The sequence below is a fragment of the Paraburkholderia sp. PAMB 6770 genome, from assembly GCF_057748135.1.
The window spans coordinates 1,492,713-1,517,672 of record NZ_CM173239.1 but is presented as its reverse complement, the minus strand read 5'-3'; the positions used below and the strand labels follow the sequence as shown (position 1 = coordinate 1,517,672).

Sequence of the window (24,960 nt, the reverse complement as noted above, 5' to 3'; positions counted from 1 at the left end):
CACTATAGAATAAAATAAAACGGTACAATTTGTACCGAAATTCGGAATACTATACGGCATAGCCGTCCGCAACGAAGCGCCGCGCGCGCCGTCGGGAGAATGCAGTGACAACGGAATTCATGACGCACAAGCCGGACCGCATGGTGTCGGTGCGCGAATGCTTCGGCATCGACTCGGGCCTGATGGTGCCGGCCTTCGCCGAGCGCGGCGACCACGTGCCGGATATCGATCGCGCGTATCGCTTCAACGCGGAGGTCACGCTCGCGATCCTCTCCGGCTTCATGCGCAACCGGCGCGTGATGGTGCAGGGGCTGCACGGCACCGGCAAATCCACCCATATCGAGCAGGTCGCCGCGCGCCTGAACTGGCCGTGCGTGCGCGTGAATCTCGACGGGCACATCAGCCGGCTCGATCTCGTCGGCAAGGATGCGATCGTCGTGCGCGACGCGCGCCAGGTCACCGAGTTCCAGGAGGGCATCGTGCCGTGGGCGCTGCAGCGCCCGGTTGCGCTGATCTTCGACGAGTACGACGCGGGCCGCCCGGACGTGATGTTCGTGATCCAGCGCATTCTCGAACGCGACGGCAGCTTCACGCTGCTCGACCAGAACCGCGTGATTCGTCCGCACCCGTTCTTCCGGCTGTTCGCGACCACCAACACGATCGGTCTCGGCAACCTGAACGGCCTCTATCACGGCACGCAGATGCTGAATCACGCGCAGATGGACCGCTGGAACGTGGTGGCGACGCTGAACTATCTGCCGCCGGAAGAGGAAGCCGGCATCGTGCTCGCGCGCGTGCCGGAGATGGCCGACGACAGCGGGCGCGCGCTCGTCGACGCGATGGTCGCGATGGCCGCGCTCACGCGCAAGGGCTTCGCGGCCGGCGACCTCGCGACGCTGATGTCGCCGCGCACGGTGATCGACTGGGCCGAGAACTGTCAGATCTTCCGCGATCCGGCGCTCGCATTTCGCCTGACGTTCCTGAACAAGTGCGATGAGGCCGAGCGGCCGGTCGTCGCCGAGTACTACCAGCGCTGCCTCGGCACCGAGCTCGACGGCTTCGCCGGCGGCGGCGCGGCCGCGGAGCCGCGCACGTGAGCCCGTCGCGCGAGGCCGTGCTCGCCGCGCTGCGCCGCGAGGCGCTGTGCGCGGCGGCGGTGCGCGCGCTGACGGGCGACGCGGCGCTGCACTATCGCGGCGGCCGGCTCTGCCGGCAATGGCGGCCGCTGCCGCTGCACGCGCCGCATCTGCGCAGCAATGCGCTCGAGGACGACTTCGCGTCGCTGCGCGGCGCCGCCGACGGCGCCGCGCAACGGCTGCTGTATTCGGACGCGGCGCTGCACCGGCGGCTCGCGCCCGACGCGCCGCTCGAACGGCTGCTGTTCGAACTGTGCGAGCAGGTGCGCTGCGAGGCGCAGGTGCCGGCGGGGCTGCGCGGCGTCGCGCACAACCTGCGTCACCGCTTCGAGTCGTGGTCGCGCGCCTATTGCCGCGCCGGGTTGATCGACACACATTCAGGCATCCTGATCTATACGGTGGCGCAGATCGTCTGGTCGCGGGTGACGGGCTGGCCCGTGCTCGACGAAACCGAGGATCTGATGGAGGCGACCCGGGCCGGCATCGCGCCGCTGCTCGGCGTGCCGCTGGCGGGGCTGCGCCGGCACCGGCTGGACCAGCGCGCGTATGCGCGCGACGCGCGCGAGCTTGCGCGGCGCGTGGCCGCGCTGCTCGACGACGCGCGCGCCGCGTTCGGCGCCGACAAGGACGCCGCCGCGCGCAAGCCCGACGACGCGCTGACGTCGTTTTCGCTGTGGGTCGATTTCGACGAAGCCGACGCGGACCTGCCGGCCCGCGTGCAGACCGGCGCGCGCAGCGGGCCCGGCGACGCGGACAGCGCGTATCGCGCCTACACGACGCAGTACGACTGCGAAATCCGGCCGGCGAAGCGGGTGCGCGCCGCGCTGCTGCGCGAATATCGGGAGCGGCTCGACGAGCGGATCGCCGCGCGCGGCATTCATGTCGCGCGGCTCGCGCGCGTGCTGCAGATCGCGCTTGCGGTGCCGCAGCGCGACGGCTGGTCGTTCGGCGAGGAGGACGGCCGTATCGACGGACGGCGGCTCGCGCAGGTGGTCAGCTCGCCGGCCGAGCGGCGCGTGTTCACGCGCGAGCGGCTGCGACCGCGCGCCGATTGCGTGATCGGCTTTCTGATCGACTGCTCGGGTTCGATGAAGGCGCACATCGAGCCGGTCGCGATGATGGTCGACATCCTCGCGCGCGCGAGCGAGCAGGCCGGCCTCGCCACCGAGGTGCTCGGCTTCACGACCGGCGCATGGAACGGCGGCCGCGCGCGGCGCGACTGGCTCGCGCGCGGCCGGCCGGCGCATCCGGGACGGCTCAACGAGCTGTGCCACATGGTGTTCAAGGGCGCGGACGACAGCTGGCGGCGCGCGCGGACCGACATTGCCGCGCTGCTGAAAGCGGACCTGTTTCGCGAGGGCGTCGACGGCGAAGCGCTCGAGTGGGCCTGCGCGCGTCTCGCCGCGCGGCCCGAGGCGCGGCGCATCCTCGTCGTGATCTCGGACGGCAGCCCGATGGATGCCTCCACCGCGCAGGCAAACGATCCGTTCTACCTCGACGCGCACCTGAAGGAGGGGCTGGCGCGCCACGAGGCACGCCGCGACGTCGACGTGATCGGCGTGGGCGTCGGGCTCGACCTGAGCCCGTTCTACCGGCATTGCGTCGCGCTCGATCTCACCGAGCCGCTCGACATGACGCGTCTGGCGACGCTCGCGCGCTGGATCGGGGCGCGGCGCTAGCCGCGGTGCCCGGCACCGCCGACGACCGATCGCAGATTGTCTAGTCATATTGGCTCCCCGCGCGGATTTCCCGCGCGGGGAGCCGCACGACACCTGCCGGCTCCACTTCGCGCAAGTGCGTCGATCGATCCATCGTGCATCGGCTTCGGCGGCCAGCGCATGCCGGCCTGACACGCAGCCCGTCTGCGAACCGCGCTTCGCGTGACGACGGGCGGGGTAATTACCGATTTGTTCGTACTTGTCTATACAACAAAATGGCACCCGCTGCGCACCGGCGTTGCATCGTTCATGCGCCCGCTCCGGTGTCGAGCAGCGGACATCCCGGACCTTCTGGAGAGCCATCCGTGGCAAGCCCCACCGACATCCCCGCGCGCGGAACCCTGGTCGAATCCCGCACGATCGACTACATCCCCGACGCGGAAAGACACGGCAGCCTGTTCAGCCAGTTCACGCTCTGGCTATCGGCCAACCTGCAGATCACGGCCATCGTGACAGGCGCGCTCGCTGTCGTGCTCGGCGGGGACGTGTTCTGGTCGCTCGTCGCGTTGCTGCTCGGGCAACTCGCCGGCGGCGCAGTCATGGCGCTGCATGGCGCACAGGGGCCCCAGCTCGGCCTGCCGCAAATGATCTCGAGCCGCGTGCAGTTCGGCGTGTACGGCGCGATGATTCCCATCGTCCTCGTGTGCGTGATGTATGTCGGCTTTTCGGCGAGCGGTTCGGTGCTGGCTGGCCAGGCGCTCGCCCGGCTGTTCGACGTCGACGATGCGCTGGGGATCGTGCTGTTCTCGATCACGATCGTGCTCCTCGCGATCTTCGGCTACCGCCTGATTCACGCTGTCGGGCGCATCGCGAGCGTGGTGGGGGTGGCGGCGTTTGTCTTCATGTTTGCGCAGCTCTTCGCGCATCACGACATCGGGGCGCTGCTCGCGAACCGGCACTTTACCGTCGCGCGCTTCCTGCTCGCGATGTCGCTGTCGGCGTCGTGGCAGATCGCGTTCGGACCGTACGTCGCGGATTATTCGCGCTATCTGCCGCGCTCGACGTCGTCGGTGCGGACGTTTTTCGCGGTGGGGCTCGGCTCGGTCATCGGCGCCCAGGCGGCCATGACCTTCGGCGTGTTCGCCGCTGCGCTGGCCGGACCCGCGTTCCCGCATCACGAGGTGTCGTATATCGTCGGGCTCGGCGCGAGCGGCGCGGTGGCCGCGCTGCTTTACTTCAGTATCGCGTTCGGCAAGATCACGGTCACGACGCTCAACGCGTACGGCAGCTTCATGTCGATGGCGACGATCGTGAGCGGCTTTCGCGCTCAGCGCACGCTGTCGACCCGTCACCGCCTGCTTTACATCCTCGGCATGGTGGGCTTGTCGACGCTGGTGGCACTTGCCGGCCGCCACGCGTTCCTGAAGGAATTCTCCGCGTTCATCCTGTTCCTGCTCGCATGCTTCACGCCGTGGAGCGCGATCAATCTGGTGGACTATTACTGCTTCACACGCTCGCGCTACGACGTCCCCGCGCTGTCGGATCCGGACGGGCGGTACGGCCGCTGGAATGGCATGGCCATCGCGATCTATGCGGCCGGGGTGCTGGTGCAGATACCCTTCATCTCGACGAGCTTCTATACGGGGCCGCTCGTCGACGCACTCGGCGGAACGGACATCTCGTGGATGCTCGGTCTTGTTGTCCCCGCGACGCTCTATTACATCTGCGCGCGTAACGCTTCGCGCACGCTCCCCGAGCGCCTGATTCTGCCGGCCGAGCAAGGTAAAGCGCGGAGTTGAAGTATGCGCAGGCGCTTTCCCGGGCGGCGTTCCCGGTCGATGGCGCGCACACGCCGTCTCAGGCGCCTCGCGCGCGGGTTCAGCGCCCCCAGCCGCGCAGCGCGCAAACCATCAGCGCGGCGCCGATGGCCATCAGCACGCCGAACGCGACGCGCCGCATCGTGGTGGCCGACAGCGGCGGCGGGAAGTGGCGCGCGGCCACCGTCATCAGCATCACCACCGGCACGGCGAAGGCTGCCTGCAGCCAGAGCGCCGCGTCGAGCTGGCCCTGGTACGCGCTGAACAGCACGCGCGTGAACGACGTGATCGAAAACAGCATGATCAGCGCGCAGCGGATCTGCACGAGCTGCAGCGGCTGGCGATAGAACTGGAAAATGAGCGGCGGCCCGGAGACGCCGAACATGCCGCTCAGCAGGCCGCCGAACACCCCGCTCACGAAGAAGCTGCGGTCGTCCGAGCGCCGCGGCAGCGGCGTCGGGCGCAGCGCGGCGCTCAGGCCGCCGTACAGCACGACCGCGCCGAGCAGCAGTTGCAGCAGCCCGGCGGCCGAGGTGCTCAGATAGCTGAGCAGCAGCACGCCCGCGACGACCGCCGGCAACGCGCCGAGCGCCGCCGCGCCGACCGCGCGCCAGTCGATATGGTGAAGCCTGCCGTGCAGCGCGGTGGCGCTGTTGGCGAGAGTGAGCAGGCTCAGCAGCGTCGCGATGCGGGCGACGGGCGCGAGTCCGAGCCCGCTCGTCGCGCCCATCACGATCATGCCGAGGCCGAAGCCGGTGACCGTCTGGAAATAGCTCGCTGCGCCGATCAGCGCGATCAGCAGCAGTACCTTCTCGTGCATCATGCAGCGTGGGGTGTCTCGGGGTGATGAGCGGCGCGCTGGCGGGCCGTCTGCGCCTGGACCGCCGTCGCGGCGATCACGTAAAAGATGTCCTCCGCGCTGCAGCCGCGCGACAGGTCGTTGGCCGGCTTGTCGAGCCCTTGCAGCAGCGGTCCGATGGCCTTCGCGCCGCCGATGCGCTCGGCGAGCTTGTAGCCGATGTTGCCGGCGTCCAGGTTCGGAAACACGAGTGTATTCGCATGGCCGCCGACTTGCGAGTGCTCGATCTTGCGCTCGGCAATCTCCGCGACGATCGCCGCGTCGAGCTGCACGTCGCCGTCGATCGCGAGGCCGGGGCGCGCGGCCTTCACGCGCCGCGTCGCCTCGATCACCTTGTCGACCGCCGCATGGTGCGCGCTGCCGCTCGTCGAGAACGACAGCATCGCGACGCGCGGCTCCTCCATCAGCAGGCTGCGCGCGCTGTCGGCGGCGGCCATCGCGATGTCGGCGAGCTGCGCCGGGTCGGGGTCGACCACCAGCGCGCAGTCGGAGAAGATCAGGCCGCCCTTGTAGCGGTGAAACGGCTCGCACAGCATCATCAGGAAGAAGCTCGACACCAGCCGGAACGACGGCTCGACGCCGATCAGCTGGATCGCCGCGCGCACGACGTCGGCGGTCGTGTGCACGGCGCCGGCGACCGAGCCGTCCGCGTAGTCGAGCCGTACCATCAGGTTCGCGAACGTGAGCGGATCGAGAACCGCATCGCGCGCGGCTTCGGCCGTCATCCCCTTGTTGCGGCGCAGCGCGAAGAGCGCGTCGGCGAACGGCGCGCGCCACGGGCTGTCGGCCGGATCGATCAGCGCGAGGCCGTCGAGCGCGAGCCCCTCGCGCGCGGCGCTCGCGCGGATCGCGGCCGGATCGCCGACCAGCAGCGGCCGCGCGATGCCTTCGCGATGCGCGCGCACCGCGGCGGCAAGTACGCGCGGGTCTGCGGCTTCGCACAGGACGATGCGCATCGGCGACAGGCGCGCGGTCTCGACGATGCGGTTCAGGGCTTTCATGGCGTGACGGCTCGCTGGCGGAAAGTGGGAGGGCGCCTGCGCGCCCCCGAAAGGACAGGGCCGCAGACGGGAACGCTGCCTGCGGCCAGCCGGTGCCGGATCGACGCCGCGCCGGGGCGGCGTCGGCGCGCGGGCGGCCGGGCCGCTGCCGCGCGCGGCGCCGCATGCGCGGCGCCCGGTCGGACCGTCAGACGTAGTCCTTGTACTTGTCGAGCAGGCGCACCGGCTTCGCCAGCGCGTCGCGGCGGAACGGATCGCCGAGTTCGCGGGTGCACATGATCTCGATGACGGTCGTCTTGCCCTGGTTCATCTGCGCATCGATCGCGCGCTTGAGCGCCGGGCCGACGTCCTCCAGCCGGTCGACCACGATGCCTTCGGCGCCCATCGCCTTCGCGATGCCCGCGAAGCTCGGCGTGTCGAGCTCGCCGGCCACGAAGCGGCGGTTGTAGAAATCCACCTGGTTCTTTTTCTCCGCGCCCCACTGGCGGTTATGGAACACCACCGCCGTGACCGGGATGTTGTGGCGCACGCAGGTGAGCGTTTCCATCATGCTCATGCCCCACGCGCCGTCGCCCGCATACGAGACGGCCGGGCGGTGCGGCGCGGCGACCTTCGCGCCGATGATCGTCGGGAACGCGTAGCCGCAGTTGCCCCAGCTCATCGCCGCGAAGAAGCTGCGCGGCTTGTTGAAGCGCAGATAGCTGTTGGCGACCGAGTTGATGTTGCCGATGTCGGTCGACACCATCACGTCCTCGGGCATCGCCTTTTCGAGCTCGCGCAGCACCTGGCGCGGATGCAGATACTGACCGCCGTTGAACGTGCGCTCGTGCTTCTGCTCCTCGATCATGTCGAGGCTGTACGGGTCGCGCTCGTGGGTCCACTCGTCGAGCTCCTTCTCCCATGCGGCCTTCTCGGTGGCGATCTGGTCCGCGCGTTCGGCGCGCGTCGCGTCGCACGCGAGCGTGCGGTTCGCGAGACGCTGCGTGAGCGCGACGGCGGTGGCCTTCGCGTCGCCGCAGATGCCCACCGAAATCTTCTTCACGAGGCCGAGCATCTTGTGGTCCGCGTCGATCTGGATGATCTTCGCGTCCTTCGGCCAGTAGTCCATGCCGTGCTGCGGCAGCGTGCCGAACGGCCCGAGGCGCGAGCCGAGCGCGATCACGACGTCGGCGCGCGAAATCAGCTTCATCGCCGCCTTCGAGCCCTGATAGCCGAGCGGGCCGCACCACAGCGGATGGTTCGCCGGGAACGAGTCGTTGTGCAGGTAGCTGTTGACGACCGGCGCGCCGAGCCGCTCGGCGAGCGCCTTGCATTCCTCGATCGCATCGGCCATCACGACGCCGCCGCCCGACAGCAGCACCGGGAATTTCGCGTTCGCGATCAGCTCGGCCGCCTCGTTCAGGCTCTCCTCGCCGCCGGGGCCGCGGTCGAGGCGGCGCGGCTGCGGAATCTCGACCTTGATCTTGCCGTAGAAGTAGTCGCGCGGAATGTTCAGCTGCGTCGGGCCCATTTCGGCCATCGCGCGGTCGAAGCAGCGCGCGGTGTACTCGGCCATCCGCGCGGGATTCGTCACGTGGCCCTGGTACTTCGTGAATTCCTGGAACATCGGCAACTGGTTCGCTTCCTGGAAGCCGCCGTGGCCGATCCCCATCGTGCCGGCTTCCGGCGTCACGATCACGACCGGGCTGTGCGCCCAGTAGGCGGCCGCGATCGACGTCACGCAGTTGCTGATGCCGGGGCCGTTCTGGCCGATCACGACGCCGTGACGGCCCGATACGCGCGCATAGCCGTCGGCCATGTGGCCCGCGCCCTGCTCGTGCACGACGGGGATCAGGCGGATGCCGGCCGGCGCGAAGATGTCCATGGCGTCCATGAACGCGGAGCCCATGATGCCGAACATCTCGGTCACGCCATTGGCCGCGAGGGTTTCGACAAAGGCTTCGGACGGCGTCATGTCCTGCGGACCGCGTGCCGTGGCGGTCGGGGTGGGGGTACGTTCACTCATCGGGTGTCTCCGGTTTTCATTTAACGGAATGCGACGTTCCAGATACTATGCCGTTGAACGGCCTGGTCAAGCGATTCCGCAATTCGAGGTAAAAAGTGGAATTAAATGGAACGATTCGTTTCAAATTCGACTGTGCTGGGGGCGAGGTCCGCGCGCCGGCGCGCTCAGCCCTGCGCGGGCAGCTTCGGGCGCTCCTTGCGGAAGGCGCGCTTGACGGCGATCAGGCCGTCGCGGAACTCGAACAGGTCGCAGCCTTCGGCCTCGATGCGCCAGCCGTCCGCGTGCGTGCCGGTAAACACCCATTCGGATACGCCGCGCTCGCCGGCGACCAGGTGGCGGCCCTGGCCCCAGTGGGCGTCCGGGAAGGTCCTGAAGACGGCCTCGAAGGCCGCGCGTACCGCGTCGCGTCCGGCAAAGCGGGTGCCGTGGACGTCGGGGCCGCCGGCCGCGTCGAAGATGCAGTCTGCGGTCATGAAGCCCATCAGCGCGTCGGCGTCATGCCGGTTGAACGCATCGGAAAAAGCGGCCAGCGTGTCGGCCGTGACGGGGGCGAGGGTGTGCGGGTCTGCCATACGTGTCTCCTGAGGATGGGGGCCGCCGCTCGCGCGATCGTGAGAGCGCGCGAGCGGCATCCAGTATTGACACGTTAGTGAGCGGCGCGCCGTGGCGGTAGCGCCAGTCCGCAGGTTTCGCCTGGGCCAGCCCGCAGCCGGCGGGCGCGCGGGGGGGGAAGGCGGGTGTCGGGAGGGCGCTGGGGCGGGGTCTGGCGGGCGCAGGGAGGGCGCAGGGAGGGCGCGGGGAGGGCGCCGGGCCGCCCGTTCAGCCGGGCTGCTGCGCGCGCACGACCTGCGCGAGCGCGCGCACGCCGGGCTCGATCCGTTCGAGCTTGATTGCCGAGAAGCCCATCCGGAAGTAGCGGCTCGGCCCGCTCTGGTCCATGAAGAAGACGCCGCCGGGTTCGATCAGGATGCCGGCGGCGCGCGCGTCGTCGGCAAGCCGGGCGGCGTCGAGCCACGCGGGGCCTTCGACCCAGCACGACGCGCCGCCCGAAACCGGCATGTAGCGCGCTTCGGGCAGGTGGACGTCGAGCGCGGCCGTCAGCGCCTGCGCGCGCTCCTTGTGCGCGGTCGCGAGGCGGCGCAGCAGCGCGTCCTGGTGGCCGAGCGCGAGGAAGGTCGCGAACGCGCGCTGGATGTAGGCGACCGGGTGACGCACCATTAGCCGGCGCAGCGCGCGCAGTTCGCGCACGAGCTCGCGCGGCCCGACCACGTAGCCGAGCCGCAGCCCCGGCGCGAAGCTCTTCGAGAGGCTGCCGACGTAGATCACGCGGTCGGCCGTGTCGAGGCTCTTCAGCGCCGGGTGCGGGGTGCCCGAGAACGTGTTTTCGCTCTCGTAGTCGTCCTCGATGATCACGAAGTCGTGCTGCTGCGCGAGGTCGAGCAGCGCGCGGCGGCGCTCGATCGGCATCGTCGTCGTGGTCGGGCACTGGTGGCTCGGCGTCACGTACACGTAGTCGCAGCGCGAGAGCCGCTCGGCCGCGCGGTCGGGCGCGATGCCGTCGCCGTCGACCGGCAGCTCGACGAACACCGCGTCGCGGTTCTCGAAGATGTTGCGCGCATCCGGGTAGCCGGGATTCTCGAAGCCGATCCGCGTGCGCTTGCCGCACAGCAGGTCGGCGACCAGATACAGCGCCTGCTGGCAGCCGTTCGTGATGACGATCTCGTCGGTCGCCGCGAACACGCCGCGCCGCGGCAGCACGCGGGTGCGGATCTGCTGGATCAGCGATTCGTCGTCGCGCTCGATCAGGTCGGGCGCCCAGTTGCGGATCTCCATGACCGACAGCGCCTTGATGCAGCACTCGCGCCAGTCGTTGGTCGGAAACAGCGACTGGTCGAACTGCCCGTAGACGAACGGGTAGTCGTAGATCTGCCAGTTGGCCGGCTTGACGATGTTGCGCTGCGCCGAAGGCGGGCGGGCGATGCGCTTCTGCCACATCGGCCGCGCGGACGGCGCCGCGCCGGCGGGCGCCTGGGGCGCGGGCGGCGGCGCGGTGAGGCCGCGCAGGCCGCGCAGCATCTCCGGGTTGACGAAGTGGCCGCTGCGCTCGCGCGAGATCAGATAGCCTTCCTCGACGAGAATCTGATAGGCGAACACGACGGTGTTGCGTGCGACGCCGAGCTGGTCGGCAAGCTCCCGGCTCGACGGCAGCGCCGCGTCGGGAGGCAGTTGCCCGTCGAGGATCATCGACACGAGCATCTGGCGAATCTGGTCCTGCAGGCTCGTCTTCGCGTCCGTGGACCGGCGGAACTGCTGGGTCCACAGCGCGGACGGGGTACGGCTCGGCATGCTCTCTCCTGGGGTCGATCCTGGGCCCGCGGGGCGCGGTATCGCGAGAATACGCGCGTCGCGGCGAGGATGTGGACTCAACGATCGCGCCCGTCTGGTACTGGTGCGGCGGCGCAACCGGCGTCCCATGACGATACCGCGAACCGGGGCGCGGCGGCGAATACCGGCTGTTGCTGCTGTTGCTGCGTTCGCGGCGCGCCGCTTCGGTGTTGCGGCACGATTCGTGCGGGCCGTGTTGATCCAGATCAGGGTTGCCGAAATATCATTCGTTAGAATTTGTTACGTTATACGAATGATTGCTGCTCGCTCGCTGCGGCGGGTGGCCCGGCCGTTCGCGAGGGTTGACGGCGCGGTCAGCGCGGCGTCAGTTTCCTGCCATCGGCAGCGGGCACAATCACGCACAAGCGGGACAAGTGGGCACAAGCGGGCACAAGCGGACATATCGGCGTGCAAGAGCGCTCCGGCATCGCTCGCAAGCCGATCGAGGACCGCGTCCGACCGCTCCACAACCGACCTTTAACCGGCTCGGCAGCCGATCTGCCGTCGCGCACCCCCAGGAGGCCGTATGGAGTCCTTTCCGCTTTTCATCGTGGGTTCACCGAGGTCGGGAACGACGTTTCTCTGTTCCGTCCTCAATGCGCATCCGCTGATTCATCTGACCAACGAGTGCCGGGTGTTCGCGCTGCTCAAGGACACGCTGGAGCTCGGCAGCCGGCGGCCCGACCTGCTCGACGCCGCGTGCCGCGACCGCTTCGTCGCGTACAGCCAGCGCACGCTGGGCGCGTGGGTCGAGCGCTTCTACCGGGAAGAACTGGCGATGACGGCGCCGATCTGGGGCGACAAGCATCCGCCGTATGCAGATCCGACGATCCTCTCCGGCCGTGCCGGCTCGGTCGAGCGGCTGCCGCGCTCGGGCTCCTGCCTGCGGCTGATCCGCGCGATGCTGCCGCACGCGCGCTTCCTGCACATCCATCGCGATCCGGGGCGGGTCGCGCATTCGCTGGTGCGCAAGCACTGGATCGGCTCGATCGACGACGGCGTGCGGGTGTGGGGGCAATATGCGACCGAGATCCTCGATTTCTTCGAGGAACTGCCGGCTCACCAGCACCTGACGGTCGCGTACCGGCATCTGGTCGAGGACGGCCCGACGACGGCCGCGCGGATCGGGCGTTTTCTCGGGCTCGCGGATGCCGCGCCGATCAGCGACTTCCTGAGCGCCCAGCGCCGCAAGCCGACGCCGTTCAGCGAGCCGGTCACCGATATCGCGGACCTCTACCTCGTGCCGAGCACGCCGATGACCGACGAAAAACTGCTGCGGCTGGCCGGCGGCGCGGCGACGCGCCTGGGGTACGTGGCGGCCTAGGGGGGCGGCGGGAGGCGTGGGGTTCGCCCGGGCTTCGCCTGGCGTCAGCCTGCTGCGGTCCGGCGCGGACCTGCTGTGCGCCGCAGGCGAGGGCTTGCTGCGCACGGGCATGGCCCCGCTGCGCACCCGGCATGGCCCCGTCATGCGCCCAGCATGGCCCGGCCATGCCCCCGGTCTGGCCCCGGCACGCGGCCGCGCGGCTCAGAAGTCGGTCGTCACCGAGAACCACGCGGTGCGCGGCTCGGCCTGGGTCAGATAGCCGCCCAGCGCGGACGACCAGTATGAGCGGTTCGCGAGGTTCGTCACCATCAGCCGGAAGCGGGTCGCGTGGCCGAACGCGCGGGTGGCGTAACGGGCGCCGACGTCGAAGCGCGTCCATGACGGCACCTGCTGCGTGTTCGCCTGATCCAGATACTGCGTGCCGGTCCACAGCGCGCGCGCCATCAGCGTGAGCCCGCTCACGCGCGGGACGTCGTATTCAAGGTTCGCGTTGAAGGTCCACGCGGGCACGCCGATCGGGCGGTTGCCGTTGTCCGCGCCGCCGTCGGTGTCATCGAGCCGCGCGTCGATGTACGACACGCCGCCGATCACCCGCACGCCGCGCACCGGCTCGCCGTACACCGAGAACTCGACGCCGCGGTGGCGCTGCACGCCGTCGGCCGCGTAGACGTGGGTCACGCTGTCGGTGTACGCGACCTGCTGGCGGATCTGGTAGATCGCCAGCGCGGTGCCGTAGCGATTCGCGTCGTACTTGATGCCGGCCTCGTACTGGCGCGCGCGAAACGGCGCGACCACGGCGCCGGCATTGGCGGCGGTGCCCGGCGCCGTGCCGCCCGCGACGAGGCTTTCGCTGCGATTCGCATAGACGGCCAGATTGGGCTGCAGCTTGTAGACGATGCCGACGAGCGGCGTCGTCACGGATTCGTTGTACGCGGAGCTTTGCACTTCGGTGCCGTAGTCGTAGCCGTTCGCGACGATGTTCTGCCGCCGCGCGCCGAGCGTTACCCGCGCGCGGTCGCCGAACAGGCCGAGCGTGTCGGACACGACGAAGCTGCGCATCAGCTCGATGCTCGTGAGACCGGGGTCCGCGAAGTCGCCGCCGCTGAAGTCGCCCGCGGGCCGCGCGACGGACGGGGTGTCGTACAGGCTCGTCGCAAACGACGGGCTGAAGTCGTACGCGTTGTATCCCGCCACGCGGTTGATCTGCCAGCCCGCGTTCAGCGTGTGGCTCACCGGGCCGGTGTCGAACTGGCCGCGCACGCCGGCTTGCGCCGAGATCGCGTATTCCTTGTGCATCGTGCCCATCCGGTACGCGCTGACGGCGCCGTCGGCGTCGGTGAGCGTCGAGTAGTCGCCGTGTTCGGTCGTGTGGCGCGTGCCGATGCCGGCATACGCGGTCCAGTTGCGCGACAGGTCGTACTCGCCGCGCAGCATCCCGACCGTGTCTTCCATCGACGACGAGGTCCACGGCTGCGCATAGTTGTACGTCGCGGACGGCGTGGCCGGCACGTCGCCGCCGATCACGAACACGCCGGGGCGGCCTTGTGCGATGTGCTCCTTCTGGTACAGCAGATCGGCATACAGACGCAGCCGCTCGCCGCGGTAGTCGAGCGACACGGCCGTCTGCTGGTCGTGGCGCGTCTCGTTGTCGACGCTCGTGTCGCCGCCCTCGACGGTCTGGTTCACGCGGATGCCGAACTGGTCGTTTGCGCCGAAGCGGCGGCCGACGTCCACGTGCGTGCCGAGTTCGCCCGACGCGCTGCCTTCGAGCGTGACCTCGGCGAGCGGCGCGTCGCCGGCGACCTTGGTCTGCACGCTGATGCCGCCGCCCACGCCGGAGCCGCCGGGCGCCGCGCCGTTCACGAACGCATTGGCGCCCTTGAAGACATCGACGCGCTCGATCGCGCCGGTGCCGATCATCTGGCGCGGCGTGAGGCCGTACAGGCCGTCGAGCGCGACGTCGTCCGAGTAGATCTCGAAGCCGCGGATCAGGTAGGTCTCGGCGAAGTTGCCGTAGCCGAGCGCGGTGCGCACCGCGGGGTCGTTGGCGACCACGTCCGCGAGCGTGTGCGCCTGCTGGTCGGCGATCAGCCCGGACGTATAGCTCGTCACCGAAAAAGGCACGTCGATCAGCTTCTGCTCGCCGAGCACGCCGACCGGCGCGCCGCTCGCAACCTGTCCGCCCGGATAGGCGGGCGCGAGATCGCCGGGGAGCGGCGCGTCCTTGCCCTGCACGCTGACGGTCGGCAGGACCGCCGGCGCGGCGGCGTCGCCCGCCGCACCGGCGGCGTGAGCGGCGACGGAAATACCCGCGGAACCGGCGGCGAGGATCGGCAGGAGGCACTGCGCAGCAGCGGCGAGCGGCGCGACGCGAAGCGCGCGCGCGGTCGAGCGGAGGGTTCGTGTCATGTTCGGAGTGCGTCGCGTGTGTCTGTGCTGTTCGTCTTGTTGGTCGTTCGGCGTGTGCCGGGCTGATCCGTATGGCATCGGCGGGCTCCATCATACACAAACAATAAGACAAATGATAATCATTCGTATTTGATGTTTGCGGTGTGGGACGTGGGGTATGGGACGTGGGGTGTGGAACGTTTCGGTGCCGGACGGTCAGACGCTGCGCCCGCGCCGCGTGGGACACGGCGCGGGCCGGGGCGTCGCGCGGGCCGGTTCCGGCTGCCCGCGCGGCATGCGGCTCATTCGGTCGCGACCGGCGTCGCCCGGGTCGTGGAGAGTGCGCCCGACGCCGCATCCGCAGGGCGGTCGGCGCGCGCAGCGCGTGCCCAGCCGCCGCCGAGCGAACGGTACAGCGCAACCGCGGCGAGCGCATGCGCGCGTTGCGCGTCGTTCAGCGATTCGGCGTCGCGCAGATAGGCCTGCTGCGCGTCGAGCACGTCGAGGAAGCTCGACGCGCCGCCCTTGTACAGCTCGGTCGACAGCGTCAGCGCGTGTGCCGACGCGTCGAGCGCGCCGTGCAGCCGCTCGACCTGCTGCGCGCGGCTCACGAGATCGCTGCGGCTGTCCTCGATCTGCTTTAGCGCCTGCAGCATCGTCTGCTGCAGATCGAGTTGCGATTCCCGCATCCGGCTCTCGTTGCGGCCGATGTTCGCGGTGATGCGCCCCGCGTCGAAAATCGGACTGCTTGCGCTGAGCGCCGCGCTGAACAGGTTGTCGGTGAGCGTCGGCAAGCCGAGATAGGACGACGCGAGCACGCCGTCCGTGAGATTCAGCCGGAACTGCGGATAGCGCTGGGCGCGCGCCGCCCCGACCTCGGCCGCGCGCTGTTCGAGCGTCGCATAGGCGGCCTCGACGTCGGGCCGCCGCAGCAGCGCGGTGGACGGCAACACGGCCGGCACGCCTTGCGCGGGAACCGGAATCGCCTGCGCGCCGATCAGCGCGGCGGCAGTGACGCGCTCGGGCGGACGCCCCGCATACACGGCGATCAGGCTCAACTGATGCTGGATCTGCGCCTGCACGCGCGGCAACTGCGCTTGCAGTTCCTGCACCTGGTTCTGCGCGCGCGCCACGTCGAGTTGCGTCGCGAGGCCGTAGTGCAGCCGTTGCTGCGTGAGCGTCAGCGCGCTCGCGCGGATCCGCGCGTTGTCGTCGAGAATCCGCTGTTGCTGCTGGGCCCAGCGCAGGTCGATGTATGCGCTGGCCGTATTCGCGGCCAGCGCGAGACGCAGCGCGTCGAGCGCGTCGCGGCGGTGCGTTTCCTGCGCCCGGGCGGCGAGCACCGCGAGGCGTTCGCCGCCGAACACATCCGGCGTCCAGCTTCCGGTGACGCCGACGCCGGCCTCGCGCACGTAGCCAAGCGGCGGCGGCGCGTTGATGCGCGTATCGGATGCGGTTGCGCTCGCATCCAGTTCGGGCAGCAGCGCGGCGTCGCGCCCGGCAACCGCGAACTGCGCCTGCTTCACGCGCTCGACGGCGGCCTGCACGTCGAGGTTATCGTCGAGTACCGAAGCGATCAGCGCGTGCATTACCGGATCGCCGAACTGCGACCACCACGCGTTGGTGTCGGCGGCGTCCTGTGGCGCGGGCACGCTGAACGTCGCCGGTGCGGCACGCTGGACCGCGGCCGACAACGTGGCGTGCGACGCGGGCGCGACCGCACACCCGGCGAGGGCGAATGCGGCGGAGCCGGCGAGCAGAATGGCAAGAGTCGATTTCATAGAAAAAATAGATTCGGAGTGCGATGGAATCAGGAGGATTTACGCATGGCTAATGTGCATCCGGGGGCGGCGCGGCATTTCCGAAAGGACGTGAAAAGAGCGCACTCGCGAGTCCGACGACGAAGCACAGCGCGACCGCGTAGAACGCGTCCGAAAACGTCAGCGTGAGCGCTTCGCGCATCAGCAGCGCATGCAGCAGGCCGAGGCCGGCATGGGCGGCGTCGAGCGCATTGCCGGCGACCGCCGCGAGATGGGCGCCCTGTTGCTGCAGCAGCGCATCGACGACCGGACGCCCGACGCTCAGGTGCTCGTCGAGCCTTTCGTAGTGCAGGTTCAGGCGGTCGTTGAGCATCGTGCTCGCGACCGCGATGCCGATCGCGCCGCCGAGGTTACGCATCAGGTTGAACAGGCCGCTGGCGGAGCGCAGCCGCGACGGCGGCAGCGCGCCGAGCGCCATCGTGACGATCGGCGGTATCGCGAACTGCTGGCCGAAACCGCGCAGCGCCTGCGGCAGCAGCAGCTGCTGCCAGCCCCATTGGCTCGTCAATGGAACGTACAGATAGCAGCCGAGGCCGAACATCGCGAGGCCGAGCACGAGCAGCGAGCGCATGCCGATAAAGCGCGTGAGGGTCGAGTAGACCGCGAGACCCAGCAGCTGGAAGCAGCCCACGGACAGCAGCGCCAAGCCGGTTTGCAGCGAGTCGAAGCCGCGCACCCGTGCGAGAAACACGGGCGTGAGGAACACGGTGCAGAAGATGCCGATGCCGGTAATGAACGACAGCAGGCTGCCGATGCCGAAATTGCGCACGGCGAGCGCACGCAGATCCACGACCGGGTCGCTCGCGGTGAACGCATGCACCAGAAAGAGAAAGCCGCAGATCGCGCAGATGCCCGTGCAGACGACGATCACGTCGTCGCCGAGCCAGTTTTTGCGCGGGCCTTCTTCCAGCACGTATTCGAGGCAGCCCAGAAAGCCGGACATCAGCAGGATGCCGACGTAATCGCCCTTTTTCAGCAGCGACAGATCCGCGCGATCGAAGTTGACGACACGCGGCACGAACAGCGTGACCGCGATGCCGGGCGCGAGATTCAGATAGAACAGCCAGTGCCACGACCATTGCGACGTGATCCAGCCGCCGATGACCGGACCGATCGTCGGCGCGAGCGTCGCGAGCGCGCCGATCGTGGTCGACGCGATCAGCCGCTGCCGCGGCGGGAAGATCACAAACGCGGTCGTGAATACCGTCGGGATCATCGCGGCGCCGAGCGCGCCCTGCAGGCCGCGAAACAGGATCATCGAATCGATATCCCAGGCCATGCCGCACAGCATGCTCGTGATCGTGAAGCCGAGCGCGGAAAACGCGAATACCCAGCGCGTCGAAAACACGCGCGTGAGCCAGCCGGACATCGGGATCACGATGATCTCGGCAATCAGGTAAGACGTCTGCACCCAGGACAGCTCATCCTGGCTCGCGGACAGCCCGCCGCCGATGTCGCGCAGCGACGACGCGACGATCTGGATGTCGAGCGTTGCCATGAAAAAGCCCAGGCACATGGCCGCAAACGCGACGACCTTGGTCCGTGTGGGCAGGTCCATCGGATTCGGCAGCGGGGTGAGGGAAGCGGTCATGACGGCGCCTCGCTTCGCTCACGACCGGCCGTGCGGCGCGTGCGCGCGCACGTTCACCGTCACGGTGGCCGACAGACCCGCGCGCAACACGTGCTCGCGGTCTTTCGGCACGTCGAGGCGGATGCGTACCGGCACGCGCTGCACGATCTTCGTGAAGTTTCCGGTGGCGTTTTCCGCCGGCAACACGCTGAAAATCGCGCCGGTCGCGGGTGCGAGGCTTGCCACGACGCCATGCAGGGTGCCGTTCGCCGCGTCCAGCGTCACGTCGGCCGGATCGCCCACGTGCATCTCTTTCAGCTGGTCCTCCTTGAAATTCGCATCGACCCACAGCCCGCTCGCCGGCACGACGCTCAGCAACGAGACGCCCGGGCTGGCGAGCATGCCGACGCGCGCGCTGCGATTGCCGACATAGCCGTCGACCGGCGAGCGGATCGTCGTGTAGGCGACGTTCAGCGCGGCCACGCGCTCGGCGGCTTCGGCGGTTGCGACGCGCGCGTTCGCGTCGGCGATCTGCGCATCGAGTACGGCGATCGCACGCTGTGCGGCGCTCAGCGACGCGCCGCTGCGATCCACGGCCGCGCGCGCTTCGAGCAGATCGGCATCCGCTTTCTCGACGATCTGGTCGGACACCGCCGCGTCCTTGACGAGCGCGCGATAGCGGGCCTGGTCCTCGGCACGCCGCGTGAGTTCGGCATGCGAGGCGCGCAACTGGGCCGCCTGCTCGCCGATCACGGCCTGCTGCAGCGCCTTTTTGGCCTGCAGTTCCTGCACCGCGGCCCGGGCGCTGTCGACTTCGGCCCGCGTTTGGGCGAGGCGCGCGTCGTAGTCGCGCGAATCCAGCTGGATCAGCACCTGGTTCGCGTGGACGAACTGGTTGTCCTGGACCAAGACCCGCGTGACGAATCCGCCGACCTGCGGCTCCATCACGGTCACGTCGCCGCCGACATACGCGTCATCGGTTGTTTCATGGAAGCGCCCGACGAAAAACCAGTAGGACAGCAGCGCCGCAAGCACGACGAGAACCGCGAGGATCGCGAGCCGCATCCACGGCAGGCGGTTCGTCGCGAAGGCAGCGGTATCGGCCGCGCCGGGCGGCGCAACGACGGAAGAGGTAGAGGACATGGCGTTATGTGCATATGCACTGAAAAGAGGAAAAAAACGGAAAACCGTGCGGTGTTACGCGATACGAGCGGAGTCATCCGGTGTCCCGCCGCGGTCGGGATGGCTCAGATCGAGCAGTTCGCGCCTGAGCGTGTGCGCGCGCGCCATGCCGAACTGCTGCTCGAAAGCGCGTTGCGCGGCAGCCCAGTGCGCATACGCGACGTCGAGCCGTGCGTTGCCCGCCGCCGTGATGCCGATCGTCCGCGCGCGGTGGCTGCCGCTGCGGCGTTCGATCAGACCGTCGCGCTGCAACGGTTGCACGGCCCGCACGACGCTCGTGCGGTCCATCACCATCCCGGCCGCGATCTGCTGGATCCTCAGCCGGCCGTGACGGCGCAGCCGCACGAGGATCGAATACTGCGTGATCGTCAGGCCCACCCCGGCGAGATGATGATCGTAGATCTGCGACACGAAGCGCGAGGCCTGGCGAATCGCGAAGCAGTCGTCTTCAGGGGGGGCCGACATCGTGGCTCGCTTTATGTGCATATGCACTCTATGGGGAACGGATAAGCTGACAATCGCATTGTCAGGGGAAAAAACCACAAAAAAGGCAGAGGATTACTCGGATTCCGTCAGTTCGAACAGTTCCTGGCGAAGCAGCTTCGCGCGGGACTTGCCGAACTTCGTTTCGAACTCGTCCTGCGCGGCCCGCCATGCGGCGACGGCCTGCTCGAACACGCGCTTGCCGGTATGCGTGAGGCTGAATACATGTGTGCGGGCGTCGTAATGCGCCGCTTCCGACACCAGATAACCTTCGCGCTGCAGCGGCTTGAGCGCCCGGACCAGCGTTGTGCGCTCCATCACCATGGCGTCCGCGAGTTCGGCCATCGACAGGTGCGGGCGACGCGAAATCTTTGCCAGAATCGTGAACTGCGCCGCCGTGAGACCGACCTGCCCGAGATGGCGCTCGTACAGTTGCGTCACATACCGCGCTGCCTGGCGCAGCGCGAAGCAATGACATTCTTCATAGGAGACGGAGCGGTTCATGCAGCACAGTGTATGCGTGCATATGCACAATTGCAAGTGCGGCCGCGAATTTTTCTGGCCGGGCGCGTTTGCGCACGTCCCGCTCAGCCACGGGAACCCTCGCGCGACGCGGCTTGCCCGGCCGCGCGCGGCCCGACCTGCACGAGCACGGACCCGCAGGCGAGCACGAGGCCGACCGTGCCGACGCCGGGCCATTGCCAGATGCTCCACGCCCAGATGCCGAGCGACGAGCCGAGCGCACCGCCCGCGAAGCGCAGCGTCATGTAGAGCGTATTGATCCGGTTCATCGCATGGCTCGTGCTCTTCATGTTGCGGGCCATGTTCGCGACGTGGGCGCTTTGCAGGCCCAGGTCGAGCAGGATCACGCCGGCGACGAGACCTGCCATCGTGTTCCCGAGGAACGCGAGCACCGCGAACGCGGCGACGAAGATCGCGCCGCTTGCGAGGACGACGTGACGCGGATTGCGCGTATCGATCAGCCGGCCGGCGCCGGTGGACGCGAGCGCGCCGACCACGCCGACCAGGCCGAAAAGCCCGGCGACTTCGCTGCCATAGTGCGGATTCATGCTGCGCAGGTGAAAGGAGAGCGTCGCCCAGAACGCACTGAACGCGGCGAACTGAAGCGCGGCGATCGTGGACGTGTGCCGCACGAGCGGTTCGTCGCGCAGCAGCGTCCACAACGAACGCATCAGGTCGCGGTAGCTGCCCTGATACGTCGACGGCGCGCGGGGCAGCACGCACGACAGCACGAGCGCCGTGATCAGCATCGCGACCGCCGCGACCCGATAGACCGCGCGCCAGCCGAAGTATTGCGCAATCGAGCCCGAAATCGAGCGCGAGACGAGGATGCCGCACAGCAGTCCGAACATCACGATGCCGACCGCCTCGCCGCGCCGGTGCGGCTGCGCGAGTTGTGCCGCGAACGGCGTGAGCAGTTGCGGCGCGACGCTGACGAGACTCGTCAGAAAGCTGGCCGCGACGAGCCAGTCGAGCGTCGGCGCCTGCGCGAGCGCGGCGAGCGTCGCGCTCGCGATGCACAGCAGGATGCGCAGCATCGCGCGGCGCTCGACCTTGTCGCCGAGCGGCACGAGCAGCAGAAGCCCGAGCGCGTAGCCGGTCTGCGCAGCCACGGACACCATGCCGGCTTCGCGTTCGCTTGTGTGAAACGACGACGCGAACTCGGCCAGCAACGGCTGGTTGTAGTAATTGTTCGCGACCACGATGCCGGCCGCGCCGGCCATCACCCAGAAGATTGAACGCCTGATCATGGCGTGCTCCGTCATTGCGCGAGGCCCTTTGCCGCGCCATTGGCAACGAATGTAGACTATTCCGTGATTCGCCGGTATCCCATGAAAACGGCGAATACCCTTGCGTAATCCGGAAGAGTCAAACCGTGGATCTTTTCGAAGCCATCACCGTCTTTGTGCGGGTCGTCGACGCGGGAAGCCTGTCGGCCGCCGCGCGCGCGATCCCGATGTCGCTGACCTCGGTAAGCCGGCACGTGAGCGCGCTCGAAGCGCGCTTCGGCACGCAGCTGCTGCGGCGCACGACGCGCACGCTCGCGATGACGGACGAAGGACGTCTGCTCTACGACCGCGCGAAGGCGCTGGTCGGCGAGGTCGACGAGCTCGGCAGCGCGCTGTCGGCGGGGCGCGGCCGCCTGTCCGGCCGGCTTCGGATCGCGGCGCCGAACCTGCTGGGCCGCCTCATGATCGCGCCGTTGCTGCCGCGCTTTTTGCGGCTGCATCCCGGTGTCGCCGTCGATCTCGTGCTCGTCGATCGCAACGTGAATCTTCTGGAGGAGGGACTGCATCTGGCGGTACGCGTCGGCCGCCTGCCGGATTCGAGCCTCGTTGCGCGCAAGCTCGACGACATCCAGATGGTGCTGTGCGCGGCGCCCGCCTATCTGGCGCAGCACGGCACGCCGGCGACCCCGGAGGACCTGCACCGGCACGACTGCCTGGTGTTCTCGGACGCGCCGGGGCCGGTCGACTGGCGCTTTCAGTCGGGCGCGGCGCGCCTGCGTGTCAGCGTGACCGGCCGTTTGTGGACCAACAGTCTGGATGCGCTGGTGTCGGCGTCGATCGAGGGCGCCGGCATCGTGCGCGCGCCTGCGTGGCAGGTGGCGGCGCATCTCGGCGCGGGACGCCTGCGGCCGGTGCTCGAATCGTACGCGCCGGCCGCGACGCCGGTGCACGTGCTGTTCGAACGCGCAAAACTGTCGTCGCCGAAGATCCGGACGTTCGTCGATTATCTGCTCGGGCACTGGCCGCGAAGCTGAGCGCGCGCGGACGCGATTCTGCGGGCGGCATTCGTGGGCACGTTCGCGCGGATCGTCGGCGTCGTGCGCGTGCCGCGGCGTCCTGCAGCGGGACGCCGCGCCGAATCGACCTGGGCGGCGCGGGTCGGGCGCGCGAACGTGCCCACGAATGCCGCCCGCAACCGCGCGCGCGAACGCCGCAGGCCGATGTCGGCGTGCCGCGTCAATGAGACATCAGCACGGGCACCGTCAGCGTGTCGAGCAGCGTGCGCGTGACGCCGCCCAGCACCCACTCGCGGGCGCGCGTGTGGGCGTAGGCGCCCATCACGAGCAGGTCGGCGTGCGTGTCGCTCAACTGGTTCAGCAGCGTCACGCCGGTGCTCAGTCCGGCGATGCGCGGCAGCGACACGAACCCCGCGCGCACGCGGTGCCGCTCCAGATAGCCCGATACGTCGAAGCCGGCGGGCTTGTCGCGGTCCGCGTGGCGCTCGACGGTCGCGACCGTCACGAAGCGCGCGCGCTTCAGGATCGGCAGCGCGTCGGCCGTCGCGCGCGCCGCTTCGCGGCTGCCGTCCCACGCGAGGACGACGTTTTCGCCGAACACCTTGAGCGGCCCCGCGTGCGGCAGCACGATCACCGGGCGCCCGCCGGTCATCACCAGATCCTCGACGAAGTGGGGCGCGACGGACGCCGCCGGATTGTCGCGATCCACCTCGCCGACGATCGCGAGGTCCGCGTGGCGCGTGTACAGCGTGGCCGCGCCGGACGCGAAGCCCTCGGGCGCCTGCCACTCGAACGGCCGTCCGGCGCGGTGCGCGGCCGCTTCGAAGTACGCCTGCGCGCGGCTTCTGCATTCGGCGCGCCGGGCCTCGAGCGCGCCCGGATTCGTGCCGCCCTGGCGCACGCCCGGCGCGCCGGGCACGCCGTCGCGCACGAGGTAAAGCCCGATCAGATGCGCGTTGTGGCGCAGCGCGAAATCAAGCGCGAAGTCTGCGCGCGCATCGCTGTGAGGGCTGTCGTCGAGATGGACGAGCACGGTCGCGTAGTTCATGAGGATTCCCTGGCAGTTTCGTCGGCGGTCGCGCCGGCCGGCGCCGGCTGGGCGGCGCTGCCGGGAATCAGCAGAACCGGGCAGCAGGACACGCGCACATACCGTTCCGCGACGCTGCCGAGCATGAGCCGGCGCACGCCGCGTCGTCCGTGCGTGCCCATCACGACGAGGTCGGCATGGGTTGCGCGCACTTCGTCGAGGATGCGTTGCGCGATATCGCCGCCGGGCAGGTCGGTTTCGACGATCCGTGGCGTCCCCCTGATGTGCTCGCGCTGCATGACGGCGAGCGCGTCGGCCTTCAGCCGCCCGCCTTCCTGCATCAGCGCGTCGCGCACCACCGACGGGTCGTAGCCGGGCGCCTCGTAGCCGATCATCGGGACGTCGACGACGTAGAGCGGAATCAGCTCCGCGCCGTTTTCGCGGGCGGTTTCAAGTGCGAACGCGAAGGCTCGCTGGGCGGTTTCGCTGCCGTCGATCGGCGCGACGATACGCTGGTACATGATCAGACTCCCTGTTATGGCCGCCTTCGGCCGGCGGCGGCCTGCTGCGCCGGGCGCGTCAGTGCGACATCAGGACCGGCACCGTCATCGAGCGGAGCATCGCGCGCGTGACGCCGCCGAGCGCGAGTTCGCGCCAGCGCGAGTGGCCGTAGCAGCCCATCACGATCAGGTCCGCACCGAGCTCGGCCGCGCGCGACAGCAGCCGGTCCGCGACGGGCACGCCATGCTTGCCTTCGAGCGCTTCGGCGACCACGTTCACGCCGTGGCGCGCGATGACCGTCGCGATGTCCGCGCCGGGCAGGCGGCTCGCGGGCGGCTCGCCGGCCAGCGCGTCGATGGTGAGGACGGTGACCTGCTTCGCGCGAGTCATCAGCGGCAGCGCATCGTGCAGCGCGCGCACGGCCTCGCGGCCGCCGTCCCACGCGAACAGCACGTGACGGCCGGCATGCGGAAATTCCCCGGCGCGCGGCACGATCAGCACCGGGCGGCCGGCCGACAGCACGAGGTTCTCGACGAACTGGTCGGCGACGAACGCGCCGGGGTCGTCCGGGTTGTCCTGTCCGATCACGGTCAGGTCCGCGAGCCGCGCTGCCCGCGGGACCGCGGTGTTCGCGTATTCGTCGATGGCGCGCCATTCGCCGGGCACCCTGGCGCGACGCGTTTCCGCATGGAACAGGTGTTCAAGCGCGGCTTGCTGTCTCGTGGGCTCGTCCGGCTGGTCCGCGCCGTAGCCGGCCACGCCGGCCAGCATGTCGAACGCGGCGGGCACGGGCCGCAAGCGCGTGAAGAGGCCGCTCAGATGGGCGCCGAATTGCGTGGCGAGGCGCAGCGCGAGTGCGAACCGCGCATACGCGGCCTCGCTCGCGTCGAGCTGAACGAGGATGCTGGGGTAGGTCATGGCGACGGCTCCGCGGAGAAGGCATCAGGCGCCTCAGTGTGATTCGCAGTCTAGAAGGCGCGCTGCGCGGCGCTCTGATGCAGATCAAGCGAACGTCGGCGCGGTACGGCGGCGGGCGA

Annotated in this window: 20 protein-coding genes; 5 read left to right on the top strand and 15 right to left on the bottom strand. The window is 69.1% G+C overall.

Annotated features, from left to right (window positions below; translation table 11 throughout):
• Positions 1 to 119: 119 nt before the first annotated feature.
• The 3 genes from AC3AP7_RS24140 to AC3AP7_RS24130 all read left to right on the top strand — a co-directional run bounded on the left by AC3AP7_RS24140 (position 120) and on the right by AC3AP7_RS24130 (position 4,593).
• Positions 120 to 1,097, top strand: coding sequence for an AAA family ATPase (locus tag AC3AP7_RS24140; protein WP_487364997.1), 978 nt, complete (start codon positions 120 to 122; stop codon positions 1,095 to 1,097).
• Positions 1,094 to 2,815, top strand: a complete 1,722-nt coding sequence (locus AC3AP7_RS24135) for a cobaltochelatase CobT-related protein (protein ID WP_487362831.1) — start codon at positions 1,094 to 1,096, stop codon at positions 2,813 to 2,815. The genes AC3AP7_RS24140 and AC3AP7_RS24135 overlap by 4 nt, the downstream gene beginning before the upstream one ends.
• Positions 2,816 to 3,195: 380 nt before the next feature.
• Complete coding sequence (locus AC3AP7_RS24130) at positions 3,196 to 4,593, top strand: purine-cytosine permease family protein (RefSeq protein ID WP_487364996.1); 1,398 nt, start codon at positions 3,196 to 3,198, stop codon at positions 4,591 to 4,593.
• 79 nt (positions 4,594 to 4,672) lie between these two features.
• On the opposite strand, the gene AC3AP7_RS24125 is transcribed toward AC3AP7_RS24130, so the two are convergent.
• The 5 genes from AC3AP7_RS24125 to pdxR all read right to left on the bottom strand — a co-directional run bounded on the left by AC3AP7_RS24125 (position 4,673) and on the right by pdxR (position 10,822).
• The gene (locus AC3AP7_RS24125) at positions 4,673 to 5,434 is read right to left on the bottom strand and encodes a TSUP family transporter (RefSeq protein ID WP_487362830.1); all 762 of its coding nucleotides are present in this window, start codon (positions 5,432 to 5,434) and stop codon (positions 4,673 to 4,675) included.
• On the bottom strand, positions 5,431 to 6,471 hold the full coding sequence (gene pta, locus AC3AP7_RS24120) for a phosphate acetyltransferase (RefSeq protein WP_487362829.1): 1,041 nt from the start codon (positions 6,469 to 6,471) through the stop codon (positions 5,431 to 5,433). The genes AC3AP7_RS24125 and pta overlap by 4 nt, the downstream gene beginning before the upstream one ends.
• A 187-nt stretch (positions 6,472 to 6,658) precedes the next feature.
• Complete coding sequence (gene xsc, locus AC3AP7_RS24115; RefSeq protein WP_487362828.1) at positions 6,659 to 8,476, bottom strand: sulfoacetaldehyde acetyltransferase; 1,818 nt, start codon at positions 8,474 to 8,476, stop codon at positions 6,659 to 6,661.
• A gap of 164 nt (positions 8,477 to 8,640) precedes the next feature.
• Positions 8,641 to 9,048, bottom strand: a complete 408-nt coding sequence (locus AC3AP7_RS24110) for a nuclear transport factor 2 family protein (RefSeq protein ID WP_487362827.1) — start codon at positions 9,046 to 9,048, stop codon at positions 8,641 to 8,643.
• Positions 9,049 to 9,295: 247 nt separating this feature from the next.
• Positions 9,296 to 10,822 carry a MocR-like pyridoxine biosynthesis transcription factor PdxR gene (pdxR, locus tag AC3AP7_RS24105; RefSeq protein ID WP_487362826.1) on the bottom strand — a complete coding sequence of 509 codons (1,527 nt, stop codon included), beginning with the start codon at positions 10,820 to 10,822 and terminating at the stop codon, positions 9,296 to 9,298.
• A gap of 565 nt (positions 10,823 to 11,387) precedes the next feature.
• Between pdxR and AC3AP7_RS24100 the strand changes: the two genes are divergently transcribed.
• The gene (locus AC3AP7_RS24100) at positions 11,388 to 12,185 is read left to right on the top strand and encodes a sulfotransferase family protein (RefSeq protein ID WP_487362825.1); all 798 of its coding nucleotides are present in this window, start codon (positions 11,388 to 11,390) and stop codon (positions 12,183 to 12,185) included.
• A 201-nt stretch (positions 12,186 to 12,386) separates the two neighbouring features.
• On the opposite strand, the gene AC3AP7_RS24095 is transcribed toward AC3AP7_RS24100, so the two are convergent.
• The 7 genes from AC3AP7_RS24095 to AC3AP7_RS24065 form a co-directional block, all read right to left on the bottom strand.
• Entirely contained in the window at positions 12,387 to 14,594 is a 2,208-nt protein-coding gene (locus tag AC3AP7_RS24095) for a TonB-dependent receptor (protein WP_487362824.1), read from the bottom strand.
• 281 nt (positions 14,595 to 14,875) lie between these two features.
• Positions 14,876 to 16,354 (bottom strand): efflux transporter outer membrane subunit, encoded by a 1,479-nt coding sequence (locus tag AC3AP7_RS24090; RefSeq protein ID WP_487362823.1) that lies wholly within the window; start codon positions 16,352 to 16,354, stop codon positions 14,876 to 14,878.
• Positions 16,355 to 16,403: 49 nt separating this feature from the next.
• Positions 16,404 to 17,984, bottom strand: coding sequence for a DHA2 family efflux MFS transporter permease subunit (locus AC3AP7_RS24085; RefSeq protein ID WP_487362822.1), 1,581 nt, complete (start codon positions 17,982 to 17,984; stop codon positions 16,404 to 16,406).
• A gap of 18 nt (positions 17,985 to 18,002) precedes the next feature.
• Positions 18,003 to 19,106 (bottom strand): HlyD family secretion protein, encoded by a 1,104-nt coding sequence (locus AC3AP7_RS24080; protein ID WP_487362821.1) that lies wholly within the window; start codon positions 19,104 to 19,106, stop codon positions 18,003 to 18,005.
• 54 nt (positions 19,107 to 19,160) lie between these two features.
• Positions 19,161 to 19,610 carry a MarR family winged helix-turn-helix transcriptional regulator gene (locus AC3AP7_RS24075; RefSeq protein WP_487362820.1) on the bottom strand — a complete coding sequence of 150 codons (450 nt, stop codon included), beginning with the start codon at positions 19,608 to 19,610 and terminating at the stop codon, positions 19,161 to 19,163.
• A gap of 93 nt (positions 19,611 to 19,703) precedes the next feature.
• Positions 19,704 to 20,132, bottom strand: coding sequence for a MarR family winged helix-turn-helix transcriptional regulator (locus tag AC3AP7_RS24070; protein WP_487362819.1), 429 nt, complete (start codon positions 20,130 to 20,132; stop codon positions 19,704 to 19,706).
• Positions 20,133 to 20,215: 83 nt separating this feature from the next.
• Positions 20,216 to 21,400 (bottom strand): MFS transporter, encoded by a 1,185-nt coding sequence (locus AC3AP7_RS24065; protein WP_487362818.1) that lies wholly within the window; start codon positions 21,398 to 21,400, stop codon positions 20,216 to 20,218.
• A gap of 125 nt (positions 21,401 to 21,525) precedes the next feature.
• Between AC3AP7_RS24065 and AC3AP7_RS24060 the strand changes: the two genes are divergently transcribed.
• Positions 21,526 to 22,413, top strand: coding sequence for a LysR family transcriptional regulator (locus AC3AP7_RS24060; protein ID WP_487362817.1), 888 nt, complete (start codon positions 21,526 to 21,528; stop codon positions 22,411 to 22,413).
• A gap of 202 nt (positions 22,414 to 22,615) precedes the next feature.
• On the opposite strand, the gene AC3AP7_RS24055 is transcribed toward AC3AP7_RS24060, so the two are convergent.
• Genes AC3AP7_RS24055 through AC3AP7_RS24045 form a run of 3 tightly spaced genes read right to left on the bottom strand, consistent with a single transcriptional unit; the run spans position 22,616 to position 24,841 of the window.
• Positions 22,616 to 23,443, bottom strand: coding sequence for a universal stress protein (locus AC3AP7_RS24055; protein ID WP_487362816.1), 828 nt, complete (start codon positions 23,441 to 23,443; stop codon positions 22,616 to 22,618).
• Entirely contained in the window at positions 23,440 to 23,943 is a 504-nt protein-coding gene (locus tag AC3AP7_RS24050; protein WP_487362815.1) for a universal stress protein, read from the bottom strand. Before AC3AP7_RS24050 ends, AC3AP7_RS24055 begins: the two co-directional genes overlap by 4 nt.
• A 58-nt stretch (positions 23,944 to 24,001) precedes the next feature.
• The gene (locus AC3AP7_RS24045) at positions 24,002 to 24,841 is read right to left on the bottom strand and encodes a universal stress protein (protein WP_487362814.1); all 840 of its coding nucleotides are present in this window, start codon (positions 24,839 to 24,841) and stop codon (positions 24,002 to 24,004) included.
• Between the last annotated feature and the right edge of the window lie 119 nt (positions 24,842 to 24,960).